At 72.4% G+C, this 15,172-nt stretch carries 16 protein-coding genes; 8 read left to right on the top strand and 8 right to left on the bottom strand.

All coding sequences use genetic code 11. The annotated features are described in order from the left end of the window. Window positions 1–2: 2 nt before the first annotated feature. Window positions 3–1,466 (top strand): aldehyde dehydrogenase family protein, encoded by a 1,464-nt coding sequence (locus tag ACIBM5_RS03020; RefSeq protein ID WP_396005053.1) that lies wholly within the window; start codon window positions 3–5, stop codon window positions 1,464–1,466. Beyond that, window positions 1,459–2,337, top strand: coding sequence for an aldehyde dehydrogenase family protein (locus ACIBM5_RS03025; protein ID WP_391585264.1), 879 nt, complete (start codon window positions 1,459–1,461; stop codon window positions 2,335–2,337). Before ACIBM5_RS03020 ends, ACIBM5_RS03025 begins: the two co-directional genes overlap by 8 nt. A gap of 111 nt (window positions 2,338–2,448) precedes the next feature. Here ACIBM5_RS03025 and ACIBM5_RS03030 read toward each other — a convergent pair whose 3' ends face one another. The 5 genes from ACIBM5_RS03030 to ACIBM5_RS03050 all read right to left on the bottom strand — a co-directional run bounded on the left by ACIBM5_RS03030 (window position 2,449) and on the right by ACIBM5_RS03050 (window position 5,979). Next, a complete protein-coding gene (locus tag ACIBM5_RS03030) occupies window positions 2,449–2,586 on the bottom strand; it encodes a hypothetical protein (protein WP_396005054.1) in 138 nt (45 codons plus the stop codon). Window positions 2,587–2,736: 150 nt separating this feature from the next. Continuing rightward, a complete protein-coding gene (locus ACIBM5_RS03035) occupies window positions 2,737–3,759 on the bottom strand; it encodes an endonuclease/exonuclease/phosphatase family protein (RefSeq protein ID WP_396005055.1) in 1,023 nt (340 codons plus the stop codon). Further along, a complete protein-coding gene (locus ACIBM5_RS03040) occupies window positions 3,756–4,652 on the bottom strand; it encodes a hypothetical protein (RefSeq protein WP_396005056.1) in 897 nt (298 codons plus the stop codon). The genes ACIBM5_RS03035 and ACIBM5_RS03040 overlap by 4 nt, the downstream gene beginning before the upstream one ends. Window positions 4,653–4,749: 97 nt before the next feature. Then, window positions 4,750–5,082, bottom strand: a complete 333-nt coding sequence (locus ACIBM5_RS03045) for a hypothetical protein (protein ID WP_396005057.1) — start codon at window positions 5,080–5,082, stop codon at window positions 4,750–4,752. 273 nt (window positions 5,083–5,355) lie between these two features. After that, window positions 5,356–5,979 carry a SigE family RNA polymerase sigma factor gene (locus tag ACIBM5_RS03050; RefSeq protein ID WP_391585269.1) on the bottom strand — a complete coding sequence of 208 codons (624 nt, stop codon included), beginning with the start codon at window positions 5,977–5,979 and terminating at the stop codon, window positions 5,356–5,358. Between the two features lie 166 nt (window positions 5,980–6,145). Between ACIBM5_RS03050 and ACIBM5_RS03055 the strand changes: the two genes are divergently transcribed. The 5 genes from ACIBM5_RS03055 to ACIBM5_RS03075 all read left to right on the top strand — a co-directional run bounded on the left by ACIBM5_RS03055 (window position 6,146) and on the right by ACIBM5_RS03075 (window position 10,637). Next, the gene (locus ACIBM5_RS03055; RefSeq protein WP_174861367.1) at window positions 6,146–6,823 is read left to right on the top strand and encodes a response regulator transcription factor; all 678 of its coding nucleotides are present in this window, start codon (window positions 6,146–6,148) and stop codon (window positions 6,821–6,823) included. After that, window positions 6,820–8,502, top strand: a complete 1,683-nt coding sequence (locus ACIBM5_RS03060) for an ATP-binding protein (protein WP_396005058.1) — start codon at window positions 6,820–6,822, stop codon at window positions 8,500–8,502. The genes ACIBM5_RS03055 and ACIBM5_RS03060 overlap by 4 nt, the downstream gene beginning before the upstream one ends. Then, entirely contained in the window at window positions 8,499–9,176 is a 678-nt protein-coding gene (locus tag ACIBM5_RS03065; RefSeq protein WP_391585271.1) for a hypothetical protein, read from the top strand. The genes ACIBM5_RS03060 and ACIBM5_RS03065 overlap by 4 nt, the downstream gene beginning before the upstream one ends. A gap of 100 nt (window positions 9,177–9,276) precedes the next feature. Next, window positions 9,277–9,468 carry a PspC domain-containing protein gene (locus ACIBM5_RS03070; RefSeq protein ID WP_391585272.1) on the top strand — a complete coding sequence of 64 codons (192 nt, stop codon included), beginning with the start codon at window positions 9,277–9,279 and terminating at the stop codon, window positions 9,466–9,468. A gap of 134 nt (window positions 9,469–9,602) precedes the next feature. Next, window positions 9,603–10,637, top strand: coding sequence for a trypsin-like serine peptidase (locus ACIBM5_RS03075; RefSeq protein WP_391585273.1), 1,035 nt, complete (start codon window positions 9,603–9,605; stop codon window positions 10,635–10,637). A gap of 207 nt (window positions 10,638–10,844) precedes the next feature. On the opposite strand, the gene ACIBM5_RS03080 is transcribed toward ACIBM5_RS03075, so the two are convergent. The 3 genes from ACIBM5_RS03080 to ACIBM5_RS03090 form a co-directional block, all read right to left on the bottom strand. Further along, window positions 10,845–11,285, bottom strand: a complete 441-nt coding sequence (locus tag ACIBM5_RS03080; protein WP_396005059.1) for a hypothetical protein — start codon at window positions 11,283–11,285, stop codon at window positions 10,845–10,847. Window positions 11,286–11,482: 197 nt separating this feature from the next. Further along, window positions 11,483–12,616: an adenosine deaminase gene (locus ACIBM5_RS03085; RefSeq protein WP_396005060.1), complete on the bottom strand. Its 1,134-nt coding sequence runs from the start codon at window positions 12,614–12,616 to the stop codon at window positions 11,483–11,485. 232 nt (window positions 12,617–12,848) lie between these two features. Then, entirely contained in the window at window positions 12,849–13,787 is a 939-nt protein-coding gene (locus tag ACIBM5_RS03090) for a LysR substrate-binding domain-containing protein (protein ID WP_391585276.1), read from the bottom strand. 63 nt (window positions 13,788–13,850) lie between these two features. On the opposite strand from ACIBM5_RS03090, the gene ACIBM5_RS03095 reads away from it, so the two are divergent. Beyond that, on the top strand, window positions 13,851–15,152 hold the full coding sequence (locus ACIBM5_RS03095; RefSeq protein ID WP_396005062.1) for an MFS transporter: 1,302 nt from the start codon (window positions 13,851–13,853) through the stop codon (window positions 15,150–15,152). The last annotated feature ends 20 nt before the right edge of the window (window positions 15,153–15,172 follow it).

Below are 15,172 nucleotides of genomic sequence, written 5' to 3' on the forward strand. Positions count from 1 at the left end.
CCATGGGCAACCCATTCGAGTACGCGCCCGCGCCCGAGTCGCGCGCGATCGTCGACATCGCCCCGGCGTACGGGCTGTTCATCGACGGAAAGTTCACCGACGCGGCGGACGGCGGTCGGCTCAAGACCGTGAACCCGGCCACCGAGGAGGTGCTGGCCGAGGTCGCGGTCGGCGGCGAGGCGGACGTGGACCGTGCGGTCAAGGCCGCGCGCAAGGCGTTCAAGTCCTGGTCGGCGCTGCCCGGCGCGGAGCGGGCCAAGTACCTGTTCCGGATCGCCCGGCTGATCCAGGAGCACGGGCGCGAGCTCGCGGTGCTGGAGTCGATCGACAACGGCAAGCCGATCCGCGAGTCGCGCGACGTGGACATCCCGCTGGTCGCGGCGCACTTCTTCCACTACGCGGGGTGGGCGGACAAGCTGGCGTACGCCGGGTTGTGGCAGAGCCGCACCAAGGAGCACAGCGGTCCGGCCCCGAAGCCGATCGGCGTGGCCGGTCAGGTCATTCCGTGGAACTTCCCGCTGCTGATGCTGGCCTGGAAGGTGGCGCCGGCCCTGGCGTGCGGCAACACCGTGGTGCTCAAGCCGGCCGAGACCACCCCGCTGACCGCGCTGCGGTTCGCCGAGATCTGCGTCGAGGCCGGGCTGCCGGACGGTGTGCTCAACATCGTCACCGGCGCCGGCGAGACCGGTCGTGCGCTGATCGCGCACCCGGACGTGGACAAGGTCGCGTTCACCGGCTCGACCGCCGTGGGCAAGGAGATCGCCCGCGCCATCGCGGGCACCCGCAAGCGGGTCACCCTCGAACTCGGCGGCAAGGCCGCGAACATCGTCTACGACGACGCCGCGATCGACTCCGCCGTGGACGGCATCGTCGAGGGCATCTTCTTCAACGGCGGCCAGGTGTGCTGCGCCGGCTCGCGGCTGCTCGTGCAGGAGTCGGTGGCCGACGAGTTGCTGGCGAGCCTGACCCGGCGGATCAAGACGCTGCGCGTGGGCGACCCGCTGGACAAGAACACCGACGTCGGCGCGATCAACTCGGCCGCCCAGCTCTCCCGGATCCGGGAACTGGTCGAGGCGGGCGAGGCCGAGGGCGCCGAGCGCTGGTCGCCGGCCGGCGAGCTGCCCGGCAAGGGCTTCTGGTTCCCGCCGACGGTGTTCACCGGCGTCACCCAGGCCCACCGGATCGCCCGGGACGAGATCTTCGGCCCGGTGCTGACCGTACAGACCTTCCGCACCCCCGCCGAGGCGGTGGAGAAGGCGAACAACACCGCGTACGGCCTGTCCGCCGGAGTGTGGACGGAGAAGGGCGCCAAGGCCCTGTGGACCGCGCAGCGACTGCGGGCCGGCGTCGTGTGGACCAACACGTTCAACAAGTTCGACCCGGCCTCGCCGTTCGGCGGGTTCAAGGAGTCGGGCTTCGGCCGCGAGGGTGGCCGCCACGGGCTGGAGGCCTACCTCGATGTCTGAGCGCCTTGAGGTGTTGAAGACCTACAAGCTGTACGTCGGGGGCAAGTTCCCCCGGTCCGAGAGCGGGCGGGTGTACGCGGTGACCGACAGCAAGGGCCGGACCCTGGCGAACGCGCCGCGCGGGAGTCGCAAGGACGCCCGGGACGCGGTCGTCGCGGCGCGCAAGGCGTTCCCGGGCTGGTCGGGCGCCACCGCCTACAACCGGGGCCAGATCCTGTACCGGATCGCCGAGATGCTGGAGGGCCGACGCGAGCAGTTCGCGACCGAGGTCGCCGCGGCCGAGGGGATCAATCGCGGCAAGGCACTCGCGGCCGTGGACGCGGCGGTGGACCGCTGGGTCTGGTACGCCGGATGGACCGACAAGCTCGCCCAGGTGGCGGGCGGCGCCAACCCGGTCGCGGGTCCGTTCGCGAACTGGTCGACGCCCGAACCCACCGGCGTGGTCGCGGTGATCGCCTCGCAGCGCTCGTCGCTGCTGGGCCTGACGAGTGCGGTCGCGCCGGTGATCGCCACCGGCAACACCGCCGTCGTGCTCGCGGCCGGCGCCTCGGCGCTGCCCGCGTTGTCCTTCGCCGAGGTGCTCGCGGTGTCCGACCTGCCGGGCGGCGTGATCAACATCCTGACCGGCCACCCGGCCGAGATCGCCCCGACGCTCGCATCCCACCAGGACGTCAACGCGATCGACCTGACCGGCGTGGCGCCGGACGCGGGCGTCGCGTCGGCGCGCGACCTGGAGATCGCCGCGGCGGACAACCTCAAGCGGGTGTTGCGCCCCGAGGCCAGGGAGCCGGACTGGTCGGCGGACCCGGGAACGGGTCGGATGCTGGCGTTCACCGAGATCCGGACGGTCTGGCACCCGACCGGATACTGATCGCCCCGGACCGCGTGTGCGATTCACCACCACGTGTCGCCGGCCCGTCACCCGCGTGGGTGACGGGCCGGCGGCACGTGGTGGCACCGCCCGCGCAGGTCCGCGATCCGATCAGGCCGCGAGCACACGGTCGGCGCGGGTCCCGGGCGACGCGCCCGTCGAGTCGGCGGCCCGCCGGGTGGAGAGCTTCCAGGTGGCCAGGACGCGGGCGATCACGACCACGGCGAAGAGCACGAACAGAGCGGACATGCGATCGGATCCTTCGAGTTGCCTGAGTGCAGTCGCCGCGGCGAACTGCCTTGCGGAACTCGACGCTAGCCGCGCGCGGCGGCCGTCTCGGGCCTCTTGACGCGGCATCGACGCAGGTGAGGGCGTTCCTGACGGGATCTTGACGGGTGGTCAGCGCAGCGACAGCTCGGCGATCACCGCGGCGTGATCGGTGCGCGGCACACGGTGTTCGGACACCGAGACCACGTCGATCCCACCGGCCACCAGGACGTGGTCGATCCCGAACAGCGCCGGCAGGCCGTGGAAGTACGCCATCGGCCAGGTGCGCACCAGGACCCGGCCGCGCTCCTCGTGCGCGTCCCGCAACCCGGCGCCGGTGAGCGCGCGGAACGAGGCGTTGTCCGAGGTCGCGTTGAAGTCGCCGAGGAAGATCACCGGCAGCGTGCGCCGCTCCGCCTCGCGGCGCAGTGCGTCCATGTCGTGCGCCCACCGGCCGGCCTGCCCGCGCATCGGCGGGATGGTGTGCACGCCCTGGATCCGGACCCGGCGCCCGTCCACCTCCACGGTGGCGCCGGGCATCGGCATCGTGGTCCGTTCCGGCAACAACCGCTCCTCGGTCGGCGGCCGGCGGGCGTAGACGGCCAGCCCGGCGGCGCCGGGTTCGGCGTGACCGGTCGTGTACGGGAGTTCCCGGGAGAGGCCGGCCTGCTCCAGGCCGGTCGCCAGTTCCGGCGTCAACTCCTCCACGGCCAACACGTCCACCCGCTCGCGCCGCACCAATTCGGTGATCCGGACCGGATCCGCCTTGCCGAAGTAGGCGTTGGCGGTCATCACCCGCAACCGCACCCCGCCGGGCGCGGGACCGTCGGCGGCGCTCAGCCGCGGCAACATCCACACGGTGTGCACGACCACCAGGCCCAGCGCGACGAGCAGGGTCAAACGCATCCGCAACAGCGCGGCACCGAGCAGCACGAGCACCGAGGCGGCCGCCGCGTAGGGCGCGAAGACGGTCACGATCGCGACCGGCCACATCGCGTCGAACACGAGCAACCGGGCGCCGGTGACCAGCACCGCGCCCGCGAAGACCAGGCCGACCACACTGCGGCCGACCGTGCGCGCCCGGCGCCGCAAGCGCCACAGCCGAGGCGGCGGCGGAATCTCCTCCGCCGGCTGCGCCTCGACCTCGGCGGTCACGGCCGGGTCCCCCCGTAGGTCTGCGCCGGCGGTGGCGCGGTCGGCCGAGGCGGTACGGCGGCACCGGGCATCGGGGGGTTCGTCGGGCCGGTCGCGGTGCCCGCCGCGGGAGCGGGAGCGGCGGTGCGCGGGTCGGGCGCGGCGGCCGGCGACGGCGCGGAAGCAGGCACGGGGGTGGGGGCCGGCGACGGCGCGGAAGCGGGCGCGGGCGCGGGCCCGCCGGTCCCCTGATGGCCACCCGCCTGCGGGCCGCCCGCGCCGGTCGGCGCGGTGTGCTCGGCGGTGCCGTGCGCGTACGGCGCCGCGGCTTGCGTGCCGGTCCCGGTGTGGTCGTGCGCGGGGTGGGGTCCGGACGGCGCGACCGGACGACCCGCGGCCGTGGCATCGCGCCCGTATGTGGGCCATTCCTGATGCGGCAGCGACTTGCCGCGCGTGACCGTCGGCGGGCTCGGTGCGCCCAGGACCACGATCAGGAAGTACGCGCACAGCGCGAACAGGACCAACACGCCGACGTTGACCGCACTTTGTTCGACCCGGGCCCCGGCCGGGATGTCGGCGAACCCGCCGCCGTCGTAGGCGAGGCCGCCCAGCGCCACGGCGACCCCCGCGATCCCCTGCACGGCGAGCACCCCCAGCGCGGCCCGGGTGATCACCCGGGCCCTCGGCGTGGGCCGCCCCGCATGGGTCACCAGCAGCACGGCGCCCGCGAGCAACACCGGCGTGAGCACGTCGAGCAGTGCGGACTGACCGCCGTAGGCCCGGGCCCGGAAGCCGTGCACCCCCGACCCCACGCCGAACACGACGCGCAGCGCGTCGACCGCGAGTTGCAATGCCAGAAAGCCGACCAGCGCCCATGCCGCCGGCTCCCGCAAACGATCCGTTTCCTGCCGCATCCGACTGCCTCCCCGTGGCCACGTTCGCGGCTCAGGGTAGACGGGCCCGGGCGCCGCGGCGGGGGCGGCGTCGCGGCCGGCGCGGTGGGCGGTCGGCTCAGAGCCGATCGAGGGCGTCCTGCACGGTCATCCCGTCGGCGACGTCGCCGGTGACCAGGTCGGTGCCGACCGGCGCGTCGCCGACCTCGGTACCGACACTGTTGGACAGCGGGTTCAGACCGCCGCCGTTCATCGGGTTGAGTTGCGTGCGCTCCACGACGCCGAGCACGGCCTCGGTCGCCGCGGCGGCACCCCGGCCGGCGGCGGGTACATCGGTTCGGGAGATCCCGTCGGGCGCGGCGGGCGCGGCGGCGGCGGTGCCGGCGATGCCGAACGTGGCGGCGGCGCCGAGGGACGTGGCGGCGAGCACGGTGCGAAGAACGGAGGACATAACGGTGGCCCTTCCCTGTCGACCAGAGGATTGACCACGCAACGTAGCCACTCGGCTACGGCAAGCGCAATTCGGCGCCCCGTGCGCCGATGTCCCGAATCCGCTCCGAATTCGACGGAACCGTCACAGCCCCAACCGCCGTCCCTGCCGATGAGACACACCGGCCGGGACACATCACCATCGATCGCCACAACTGCACAGCGGAAACCGGAGACACGAAGCCGGTCCGGGAACGCCACGAGAAGGCGGACGGACGAGCACGTACGGCACGGGTCAGGCGACGAGTTCGGCGAACGCCTCGTCGGCACCGAAGCTCAGCGCGTCGTCCTCGCGCAGCCGGCGCAGCGCGCGCCAGATGCTCGACTTGACCGTGCCGACGCTGCAACCGAGCACCTCGGCCACCTCGGGGTCGGTACGACCCTCGTAGTAGCGCAGCACCAGCATGGTGCGCTGCGGCTCGGGCAGCTTGGCCAGCGCCCGCCACAACACCGCGCGCAGCTCGGTGTCGCCCATCGAGTCCGAACCGTCCGGACGCTCGGGCAGTTCCTCCGAGGGGTACTCGTTGATCCGACGCCGGCGCCAGGCCGATATGTGCAGGTTGGTCATCGTGCGGCGCAGGTAACCACCCAGTGCGGCCTTGTCCTGGATCCGACCCCACGCCTGGTACGTGCTCATCAGCGCGCTCTGCAACAGGTCCTCGGCCTCGTTGCGGTCGCCGGTGAGGTGGTACGCGGTGGCGAACAGGGCCGACCGGCGCTCCCGGACGTACGCGGTGAATTCGTCGTCGACACTGTCCGTGCACGGAACGCTACGCGCGTGGCCGTTCAACGGGGCGAGGGCGACGACGGTACGGCGGTTGTCCTTGCGGATGCCCTGCGACTGCGTCTGGGACTGCATGACTTCTCCCCCGGTTCGGCGCTCGTTCACGATGTACAGCCTGCTGGGCGGGCTTCATCGTCAGGTCGGCGAGCTGTCACAGGTATGCAACAGCGGCCTCGGGCGGCGAACCGGAAGGGGCCGCCCGATGTTCTTCCCAGCCGTGACGTCAGACACAATGGCCTGCGTGCCCTACCTGCTGCTTATCGAGGATGACGAGTCCGTGCGAACCGGACTCGAACTCGCCCTGGGGCGCCAGGGCCATCGCGTGGTCACCGCCGCCACCGGTGAAGCCGGCCTGGAGCGGTGGCGCGAGCAGCGCCCCGACCTGATCGTGCTCGACGTGATGCTGCCGGGCATCGACGGGTTCGAGGTGTGCCGCCGCATCCGCCGCACCGACTCGCTGCCGATCATCCTGCTCACCGCGCGCAACGACGACATCGACGTGGTGGTCGGGCTGGAGTCCGGCGCCGACGACTACGTGGTCAAGCCGGTCCAGCCGCGCGTGCTGGACGCCCGGATCCGCGCGGTGCTGCGCCGCGGCGAGCGCGAGGTGTCCGACGCGTCGGTGTTCGGCGACCTGGTGGTCGATCGCAACGCGATGACGGTGACCAAGGCCGGCGAGGAACTCCAGCTCACCCCGACCGAGTTGCGGCTCCTGGTCGAGCTGAGCCGGCGCCCCGGCCAGGCGCTGTCCCGGCAGCAGTTGTTGCGCCTGGTGTGGGAACACGACTACCTCGGCGACTCGCGGCTGGTGGACGCATGCGTCCAGCGCCTGCGCGCCAAGGTGGAGCAGACTCCGTCCGCTCCGACACTGATCCGCACCGTCCGGGGCGTCGGTTACCGCCTCGACCCGCCCCAGTGACGGGCCGGCCGCCGCTGGTACGCCGCATCGTCCGCCGGATCGCCCCGACCCTGAAGCTGCGCTCGTTGCGGTTTCGGGTGCTCGTCGCCTTCGCGCTGGTCGCGCTGATCTCCGCGGTCGCCGCGTCCGGGATCGCCTACTGGCTGACCCGTACCGCCGTTCTGGAGCGCGCGCAGGACTCGGTGCTCACCGAGTTCCGGGACAACCTCGGTCGGGTCTCGGCGAACCTGCCGGAGAAGCCGGACCAGGCCGATCTGGGGCCCGCCGTCGATCAGATGCGGGAAAGCAGCTTCGGCTACTCCGTGGTCCTGGTCGGCGCGGACGGCCGTCCGGTCGCCTCCAACCCGACCCGGTTCCCGCTGGAACGGGTGCCCGCGAAGCTGCAGCGCATGGTGCAGACCGCCGACCACAACGGCGGCTTCCACATGTACTTCCAGCGGATCGACATCGACGGGCAGCCCTACCTCGTCGGTGGCACCCGGGTGGTGCCCAACGGGCCCACCGGCTACATGTTCAAGTCGCTCAAGGACGAGCAGGCCGACCTCAATTCGCTGGCCCGCTACCTGATCGTGGGCACCCTGCTCGCGCTCGGCGCGGCGGCGGTGGTCGCGCTGTTCGCCGCGCGGCACATCCTGCGCCCGGTGCGCCGACTCGGCTTCGCCGCACGCGAACTGGGCGCGGGGCGGCTGGACACCCGGCTGGACGTGCGCGGCTCGGACGAACTCGCCGACCTGTCCCGTACCTTCAACGACGCGGCGGAGAAGCTGGAGCGCAGCGTCGCCGAGTTGCGCGCGCTGGAGTCCTCCTCGCGCCGGTTCGTCGCGGACGTCTCGCACGAGCTGCGCACCCCGCTGGCGGCGATGACCGCGGTCAGCGAACTGCTCGAGGAGGAGGCGGACAGCCTCGGCGAGCAGGGCGCGCCCGCCGCGCGGCTGGTGGTCGCCGAGATCGAGCGGCTGGCCACCCTGGTCGAGGACCTGATGGAGGTGTCCCGGTTCGACGCGGGCACCGCGGCGCTGGTGGCCGACGAGGTGGACATCACCGACCTGGTCACCGCGTGCCTGGACGCCCGCGCCTGGATGGACGCGGTGGACCTGCGGGCCCCCCGGGGCATCCTGGCCAAGGTGGACCCGCGCAGACTGGACGTCATGGTCTCCAATCTGGTCGGCAACGCGCTGCGGCACGGCGGCTCGCCGGTGACCGTCGAGATCCACCACGAGCCGCGCGCAGCGGTGCCCGGTATGCTCGCCGCTCCGGGCGAGGAAGACCTGGTGATCGAGGTCTCCGACACCGGTCCCGGCATCCCCGAGGACGTGCTGCCGCACGTGTTCGACCGTTTCTACAAGGCGGACAGCTCGCGGGCCCGCTCCGAGGGCAGCGGCCTGGGCCTGTCCATCGTGATGGAGAACGCCCGCATCCACGGCGGTACCGCGTTCGCCTCGAACATGCCCGGCGGCGGCGCCAAGTTCACCCTGCGCCTGCCGTTGGTGCCGCCCGAGCTCGAAGAGATAATCGACCCGGACGAGGGGGTCGAGGACGACGGCGTACACGCCGACCTCGACGCGGAGAACGCCGAATTCGCCGAGCACGCCGGACCTGCCGGGCAGGTCGAGCCGGAACTCGACGGCTCGGGCGCCATCCACTCCGACAGGCAAGACGAGCGAGGAGGCAGGCGTTGAGACCTCGGCGGCGGCTTCCGATCGCGGTTTTCGCGACGACGGGCGTGCTCGCCGCGCTCACGTCGTGCGGGATCCGGCCGACCGAGGGACCGGTGGGGGCCGGGAAACCGGCCAACCGCACGGCGCCGTCCGCGCAGAGTCACCTGCCCGGTTCGGAGCGGCACATCGTGTATCTGGTGAAGGACAACCGGCTGCAGGCGCTGCCCCGGGGCGGCCGGCTGCTGCTGCGGCCCGGCGAGACGGCCCCGGACAAGGCGCGCACCGACCAGGTCAACCAGCTTCTGGAGGAGCTGCACCTGGGCCCCAACGACGCCGAGGCGCTGGACGGGTACACCACCGCGCTGCCCGCCGGCGGCCTGGCCGCCGCGGATCGGCGCGAGGGCGACCCGCCCGCCCTGTTCCGACTGGACGCGCCGCTGTCGGCGCTGGCCACGATCGCGCTCGGCCAGGTGGTCTGCACGCTGCAGAGCGCGTCCGGCGGGGACACGGTGCTGCTCGCCGGCCGGCGTACCGCTCCGGAGAGCTACCGGTGCGAGAGCTATCTCGACATCAGCCGCAAGAACGCGGCCACGCCGAGTCCGGGCACCCGCCCCGGCGGCTCGCCCTCGGCGTTCGAGAAGGACTGGCCGCAGGCCCGCCCCTCCGGGAAGACCCTTACTCCCCAAGGCGGATGATCGGTCGCGCCCTGGGGCGGATGTATCCCGACGGGGATCCGCCTACCTTCGAAGTACGACGACGCCGTATCCGGTGCCGTCGCACCGAGGAGGAACCGCCATGACCATGAGCACCGCGACTCTCAGTCGCCCGCGTCACGGCCGCCGGATCGCCGGCGTCTGCGCCGGCATCGCCCGCCGCTACGGCTGGTCCGTCGGCACCGTCCGAGTGGTGTTCGTGCTGTCCTGCCTGCTGCCGGGCCCGCAATTCCTGCTGTACATCGCGCTGTGGATCCTGCTGCCCCAGGACTGATCCGGGCGGGGAGCCGGCACGGCCCGACCGCCCCGGCGCCTATCATCCGATCAACGGATGGGTAGGCGGGTCGATCGAGTGGTCTCGCGGGACCGGGGAGTTCCGGGCCGTGCGCTCGGTCGGGGGGCGGGGACATGCAACCGGGAAGCACGCACAACAAGAACCTCATCGTCACCATGTCGGTGTTCGCCGGCGTGCTGGTGACCCTGGTCGGGCTGGTGCTGAGCGGCACCCTGGCGGTCGAGGCCGGGCGCACCCAGGCGATGAACTCGAAGCAGTACAGCGACCGCGACGTCGAGGACACCCGCGGGTTCTGGGACCAGAACCGGCAGGACGAGGCCAAGCCTCGGGGCAACGAGATCTCCCCCGGCCAGGAGCAGCCGCAACTGCCCGAGCAGGAGCAGCAGCGCCCCGAGGCGGACTTCCGCCAACCGCCGACGATCCAGGCACGTCGGGTGTCCGCGCCGTACACCGCGCCGGACGTGGCGATCCGGGGCAAGATCTTCTTCCGGATGCCGGAAGGCGTCGCCGAGTGCAGCGGCACCGTCGTGCACCACTCCAGCGGAAACATGGTCTGGACGGCGGGCCACTGCCTGCACGGGGGGCGGAACGGGAGCTTCTACGACCGGGTCACGTTCGTGCCCGGCTACAACGGCGCGGGTCGCACGCCGGCGGAGCGCGAGCCGTACGGACGCTGGCCGGCCCGGCGGACCACGGTGAGCAACCAGTGGGCGCAGAACGCCGATCCGGGCGGCAAGGACGCGAGCGCGTCGCCGTTCGACTACGGCGCCTTCATCGTCGACTCGCGCAACGGTCGCACGCTGGAGGACGCGGTGGGGCCGGGCGCGGACGTGTACTGGAACGCGCCCCGACACCTGCGCGTGCAGTCGTTCGGCTACCCGGGCGACACGCCCTACGACGGCACCACGCTCTACTCGTGCTCGTCGCCGACCACGGACTTCCGCGAGGACGGCTGGCCGCAGCCGGACATGTTGTGGATGGGCTGCACGATGACCGGCGGCTCCTCCGGCGGAGGCTGGTTCGCCGAGGTGGACGGGCGAAGTTTCCTGGTCAGCAACGTCTCGCTCGGGGTGACCTCGCCGACGTCGCGCACCATGACCGGGCCCTATCTGGGGGACGTGGCGAAGGACATGTACGACTCGCTGTAGCGGTCGCGCGCCCACGCTCGGCCGGCCCGCGCCGGGGCCGACGGAGCCGGGACATGACCAAGCCGTGCCCTCGCGCAGGATCGACACGCGATGGACACGGCTCGTACCGGGGCAGGACCGACCGGTTCCGCGCCGACGACCCGGCTCGGCGACAGGGGCGGAACCGGTGCGGACGCCTGGGCCGTACCGGCCTGGGCCATGTCCGGCCTAGAGGGGCAGGCCCGCCAACGGCAGGTTCCCGAGCGGCGACGCGCCCAGCGGCGAGGATTCGCCGGCCGGCAGCTGGTCGGTGGGCAGCGCGCTGAGCGGCGAGCCCAGGCCGCCCTTGGCCTGGCCGCCCTTGTCCGCCATGTCGCCCATGCTCTGCTCCATGCTGTGGGCCGTGCCCTCGGCCACGTTCACGGCCAGGCTGTCGAGCGGCGACTGGCCCGGGGTGAGCACCTTGCCGACGGGCAGCGTGTCGGCGACCTGGCTCACCGGGAACGGCGCGGCGGCGTCCGGCATGGCCGCCTGGGTCGTCGAGGCGGTCGGGGCGAGCCCCTCGACCAGGTCGGTCACCGGCGTCGCGCTCGCGGAGCCCGCGGCTCCCGCTGCCAGTGCCGCACCGAGTCCGGCCGTGATGGCCGCCTTACGCGTTACCGATCGCATGTGCATCCTCGGGTTCTCGATTCGGGCGGGGCGAGACACACCCCGTAACGAAGTGAGACCGCAACGTAGCGAACCGGACGCGGAATACGCAAAACGCCCCCTTCGGGTCAGGCCCGACTGTTCGCCCGCGCGGAAGGAGTTCGGGGTGCGCCCGCGATCCGGATCGATCCGATTCCGCCGGGCGCACCCACGAAAGGTCAGTTCCGACCGAAAAGCCATTCCGACTTGAGCGCGGCGTAACCGGGCTTGATCACCTCGTTGATCATCGCGAGCCGCTCGTCGAAGGGCAGGAAGGCGCTCTTCATCGCGTTCACGGTGAACCACTGCAGGTCGTCCAGGCCGTAGCCGAACGCCTCGACGAGGTGCTCGAACTCCCGCGTCATCGACGTGCCGCTCATCAAACGGTTGTCAGTGTTCACGGTCACCCGAAAATAGAGCCGGCGCAGTAGGCCGATCGGGTGATCGGCGTAGGACGTGGCGGCACCGGTCTGCAGGTTCGAGGTCGGGCACATCTCCAGCGGGATGCGCTTGTCGCGCACGTACGCCGCGAGCCGGCCGAGTTCGACGCTGCCGTCGTCCTTGACCGTGATGTCGTCGATGATCCGCACGCCGTGTCCGAGCCGGTCCGCGCCGCACCACTGGAGCGCCTGCCAGATCGACGGGAGGCCGAACGCCTCGCCGGCGTGGATGGTGAAGTGGTTGTTCTCCCGCTTGAGGTACTCGAACGCGTCCAGGTGACGCGTGGGCGGGAAGCCCGCCTCGGCGCCGGCGATGTCGAAGCCGACCACGCCCAGGTCGCGGTGCCGGTTGGCGAGTTCGGCGATCTCCAGCGAGCGGGCCGCGTGCCGCATCGCGGTGAGGAGCGCGCCGACCCTGATCCGGTTCCCCGCCTCGGCCGCGCGGCGCTCGCCCTCGCGAAAGCCCTCGTCGACCGCCTCGACCACCTGGTCCAGGGTCAGCCCGGCGGCCAGGTGCTGTTCGGGCGCGTAGCGGATCTCGGCGTAGACCACGCCGTCGGCGGCGAGGTCCTCGGCGCATTCGGCGGCGACGCGGAACAGGCCCTCGCGGGTCTGCATCACCGCCACGGTGTGATCGAAGGTCTCCAGGTAGCGCTCCAGCGAGCCGGAGTCGGCGGCCTCGCGGAACCACGTACCGAGCGCTTCGGGGTCGGTGGTGGGCAGGAGGTCGTAGCCGACCGCCCCGGCGAGTTCGATGATCGTGGCGGGACGCAGCCCACCGTCGAGGTGGTCGTGGAGCAGGACTTTGGGGGCACGCCGGATCTGCTCGACCGTGGGCGAGGCAGCGGGCGTGTTCGGGTGGCTGCTGTACATGAAAGGACTTTACCGCCTACGCGCGTAGATCATCTGCCGACGGCGTGAAGATTCGGCCGTGCGTGCACGCCGGGGGCGTGATCGCCGTCCCGGAGCCGGCCCCCGGCGGGGCGTGCGGGCCGGAACGGCCTTGCGCGGCGCGGCACTTCGACGCGGGAGGGCTCGCGGGCGCGGTGCGCGGCCGGGCTCCGTCGTCGGCGGGCGCGGGGGCGGTCGATGGCAGGTCGTCGGGTCAGTCCTCGGGTCGGTCCGGGTGCAGGAGGTTGCCGCGGCGGCCGAGCACGAACTCGCGGAACAGGCGCACGGGCGCGGTCTCCGGTCGGCCCGGCACCCAGGCCAGCCCGATGGTGCGAAAGGCCCGGGGCGCGGTGACGGCCAGGTGCACGGTGCCCGGGCGGGGCACCTCGGGGGCGGGCAGCAGTGCGACGCCCAGGCCCGCCGCGACCAGGCCGCGCAGCGTCTCGGCCTCCTCGCCCTCGAACGCGATCCTGGGCTCGAACCCCGCCTCGGCGAACAGCGCATCGGTGATCCGGCGCAGCCCGTAGCCCGGCTCCATGCACACGAACACGTCCTCGGCCGCCTCGGCCAACCGCACCCGACGGCGGTGCGCGAGCCGGTGATCGGCCGGCACCACCAGGTAGAGCCGCTGATCGTCGAGCGCGCGCACGGCCAGGTCCGGCGCGTCCGGCAGCGGCGCGGTCAGGCACAGGTCGAGTTCGCCGGCCCGCATGCGCTCCAGCATCGCCGAGGCCGAGGCCTGGACGAGTTGGAAGCGGATGCCGGGGTGGTGCACCCGAAAGGCACGCAGCAGGCCGGGAACCGCCTCGGGCCCCATGGTGTGCAGGAATCCGAACGCGACCTTGCCGCGCGCCCCGCCCACGTCCTCGATCACCTCGTCCAGGCCGCGCTCCAGCAGCGCGAGCGCCTGTTCCACGTAGCCGAGCAGGGTGTGGCCCTGCCGGGTGAGCGCCACGCCGCGCCCGGTGCGGGCCAGCAGCGGCACGCCCACGTCCGCCTCCAGCCGGGCCATCGTGCGGCTGAGCGTGGGCTGCGGGATGCCCAGGCCGGCCGCGGCCCGGGTGATGTGCTCCTCCCGCGCGACCGCCGCGAATTGCGTCAGGAGCGGAACGATGGCCGCAGAAACCTCCGCTGATCTGCTGTCATACGACATGGCATGGATTCTTGCCTAAACATGCATTGGACGCATGAAAAAACCGGGCCTAGTTTCGTATCCATGCCCGCCTCGAACAGCTCATCGGACCCCGCCCCAAGCACCGACCCGACCGCTGCTCCGCCACTCCGGCACGTGCGTGGTTCGCGCGCGTATCGCCGGGTGAACCTGGCGCTGTTCGCCGCGGGCTGTTCGACCTTCGCGATGCTCTACGCGACGCAGACGCTGCTGCCGGAGTTGTCCGACGGGTTCCACCTGTCCCCCGCCACCGCCAGCCTCTCGGTCTCGGTGACCACCGGCGCACTGGCCCTGGCGGTGATCCCGGTGAGCATGTTGTCCGAGCGGTGGGGCCGCTCGCGGGTGATGACGATCTCCGTGTTCAGCGCCGCCCTGCTGGGCGTACTGGCCGCCTTCGCCCCGGACTTCGGCACCCTCGTGGTGCTGCGCACGGTGCAGGGCGTCGCGCTGGCCGGGCTGCCCGCGACCGCGATGGCCTACCTTGCCGAGGAGGTCGACGGGCCCTCGCTGGGCTCGGCAATGGGGCTGTACGTGGCGGGCAACAGCATCGGCGGCATGGGCGGCCGGTTGGTCACCGGCCTGGCCTCGGATCTGGGCGGATGGCGGGTCGCCCTGGTGGCGGTCGGCCTGTTGGCGCTCGGGTCGGCGGTCGCCTTCCGAGTGCTGCTGCCGCCGTCGCGCAACTTCACCCCCTCGGCCATGACCGCCCGGCAACTCACCGGCGTGCTGCGCTCGCATCTCGCGGATCCGGTGTTGCGCCGGTTGTACCTGCTCGGCATGGTGTTCATGGCGGCGTTCGGCACGGTCTACAACTACCTCGGCTACCGGCTGCTCGCCGAGCCGTTCGGGCTGCCGCAGACGGTGGTCGGCGCGATCTTCGTGATCTACCTGGCGGGCACGTTCAGTTCGGCCGCCTCGGGCCGGCTGGTCGGCCGGCTCGGGCACCGCGCCACGTTGTGGGCCGCCGCGGCGATCACCGCCGCGGGCGCGCTGCTGACCCTGCCGGACAATCTGGCCCTGGTCGTGGTCGGCCTGATCGTGCTCACGGCGGGCTTCTTCGCGGGCCACTCGGCGGCCAGTTCGGCGGTCGGCCTGCGGGTCACCGAGGGCCGCGCGCAGGCGTCCGCGCTGTACCTGGCGGCCTACTACCTCGGCGCGAGCGTCGGCGGGCCGGTCGGCGGCGTCGCCTTCCACGGCCGGGGCTGGGCGGGCGCGGTGCTGCTCGTACTGGTGCTGATGGCCGCGGCGGGCGCGGTGGCCCACGGTCTCGGCGGCCGGATGACGGGCGCGCCGGCGCCCGCACCGATCCGGCGGCACCCCCGCGCACACGTGCGCTCGACCGCCTGAGTCGCGCGCCGAGGCCGGCC

It is taken from the genome of Embleya sp. NPDC050493, assembly GCF_044458105.1.
GTDB lineage: Bacteria > Actinomycetota > Actinomycetes > Streptomycetales > Streptomycetaceae > Embleya.

Coding starts and splice junctions, on each gene's coding strand:
- ACIBM5_RS03070 (WP_391585272.1), top strand. CDS start 9,277: ATGACCATGAGCACCGCGACTCTCAGTCGCCCGCGTCACGGCCGCCGG.
- ACIBM5_RS03080 (WP_396005059.1), bottom strand. CDS start 11,285: ATGCGATCGGTAACGCGTAAGGCGGCCATCACGGCCGGACTCGGTGCG.
- ACIBM5_RS03020 (WP_396005053.1), top strand. CDS start 3: ATGGGCAACCCATTCGAGTACGCGCCCGCGCCCGAGTCGCGCGCGATC.
- ACIBM5_RS03025 (WP_391585264.1), top strand. CDS start 1,459: ATGTCTGAGCGCCTTGAGGTGTTGAAGACCTACAAGCTGTACGTCGGG.
- ACIBM5_RS03030 (WP_396005054.1), bottom strand. CDS start 2,586: ATGTCCGCTCTGTTCGTGCTCTTCGCCGTGGTCGTGATCGCCCGCGTC.
- ACIBM5_RS03075 (WP_391585273.1), top strand. CDS start 9,603: ATGCAACCGGGAAGCACGCACAACAAGAACCTCATCGTCACCATGTCG.
- ACIBM5_RS03095 (WP_396005062.1), top strand. CDS start 13,851: ATGCCCGCCTCGAACAGCTCATCGGACCCCGCCCCAAGCACCGACCCG.
- ACIBM5_RS03040 (WP_396005056.1), bottom strand. CDS start 4,652: ATGCGGCAGGAAACGGATCGTTTGCGGGAGCCGGCGGCATGGGCGCTG.
- ACIBM5_RS03085 (WP_396005060.1), bottom strand. CDS start 12,616: ATGTACAGCAGCCACCCGAACACGCCCGCTGCCTCGCCCACGGTCGAG.
- ACIBM5_RS03045 (WP_396005057.1), bottom strand. CDS start 5,082: ATGTCCTCCGTTCTTCGCACCGTGCTCGCCGCCACGTCCCTCGGCGCC.
- ACIBM5_RS03090 (WP_391585276.1), bottom strand. CDS start 13,787: ATGTCGTATGACAGCAGATCAGCGGAGGTTTCTGCGGCCATCGTTCCG.
- ACIBM5_RS03050 (WP_391585269.1), bottom strand. CDS start 5,979: ATGCAGTCCCAGACGCAGTCGCAGGGCATCCGCAAGGACAACCGCCGT.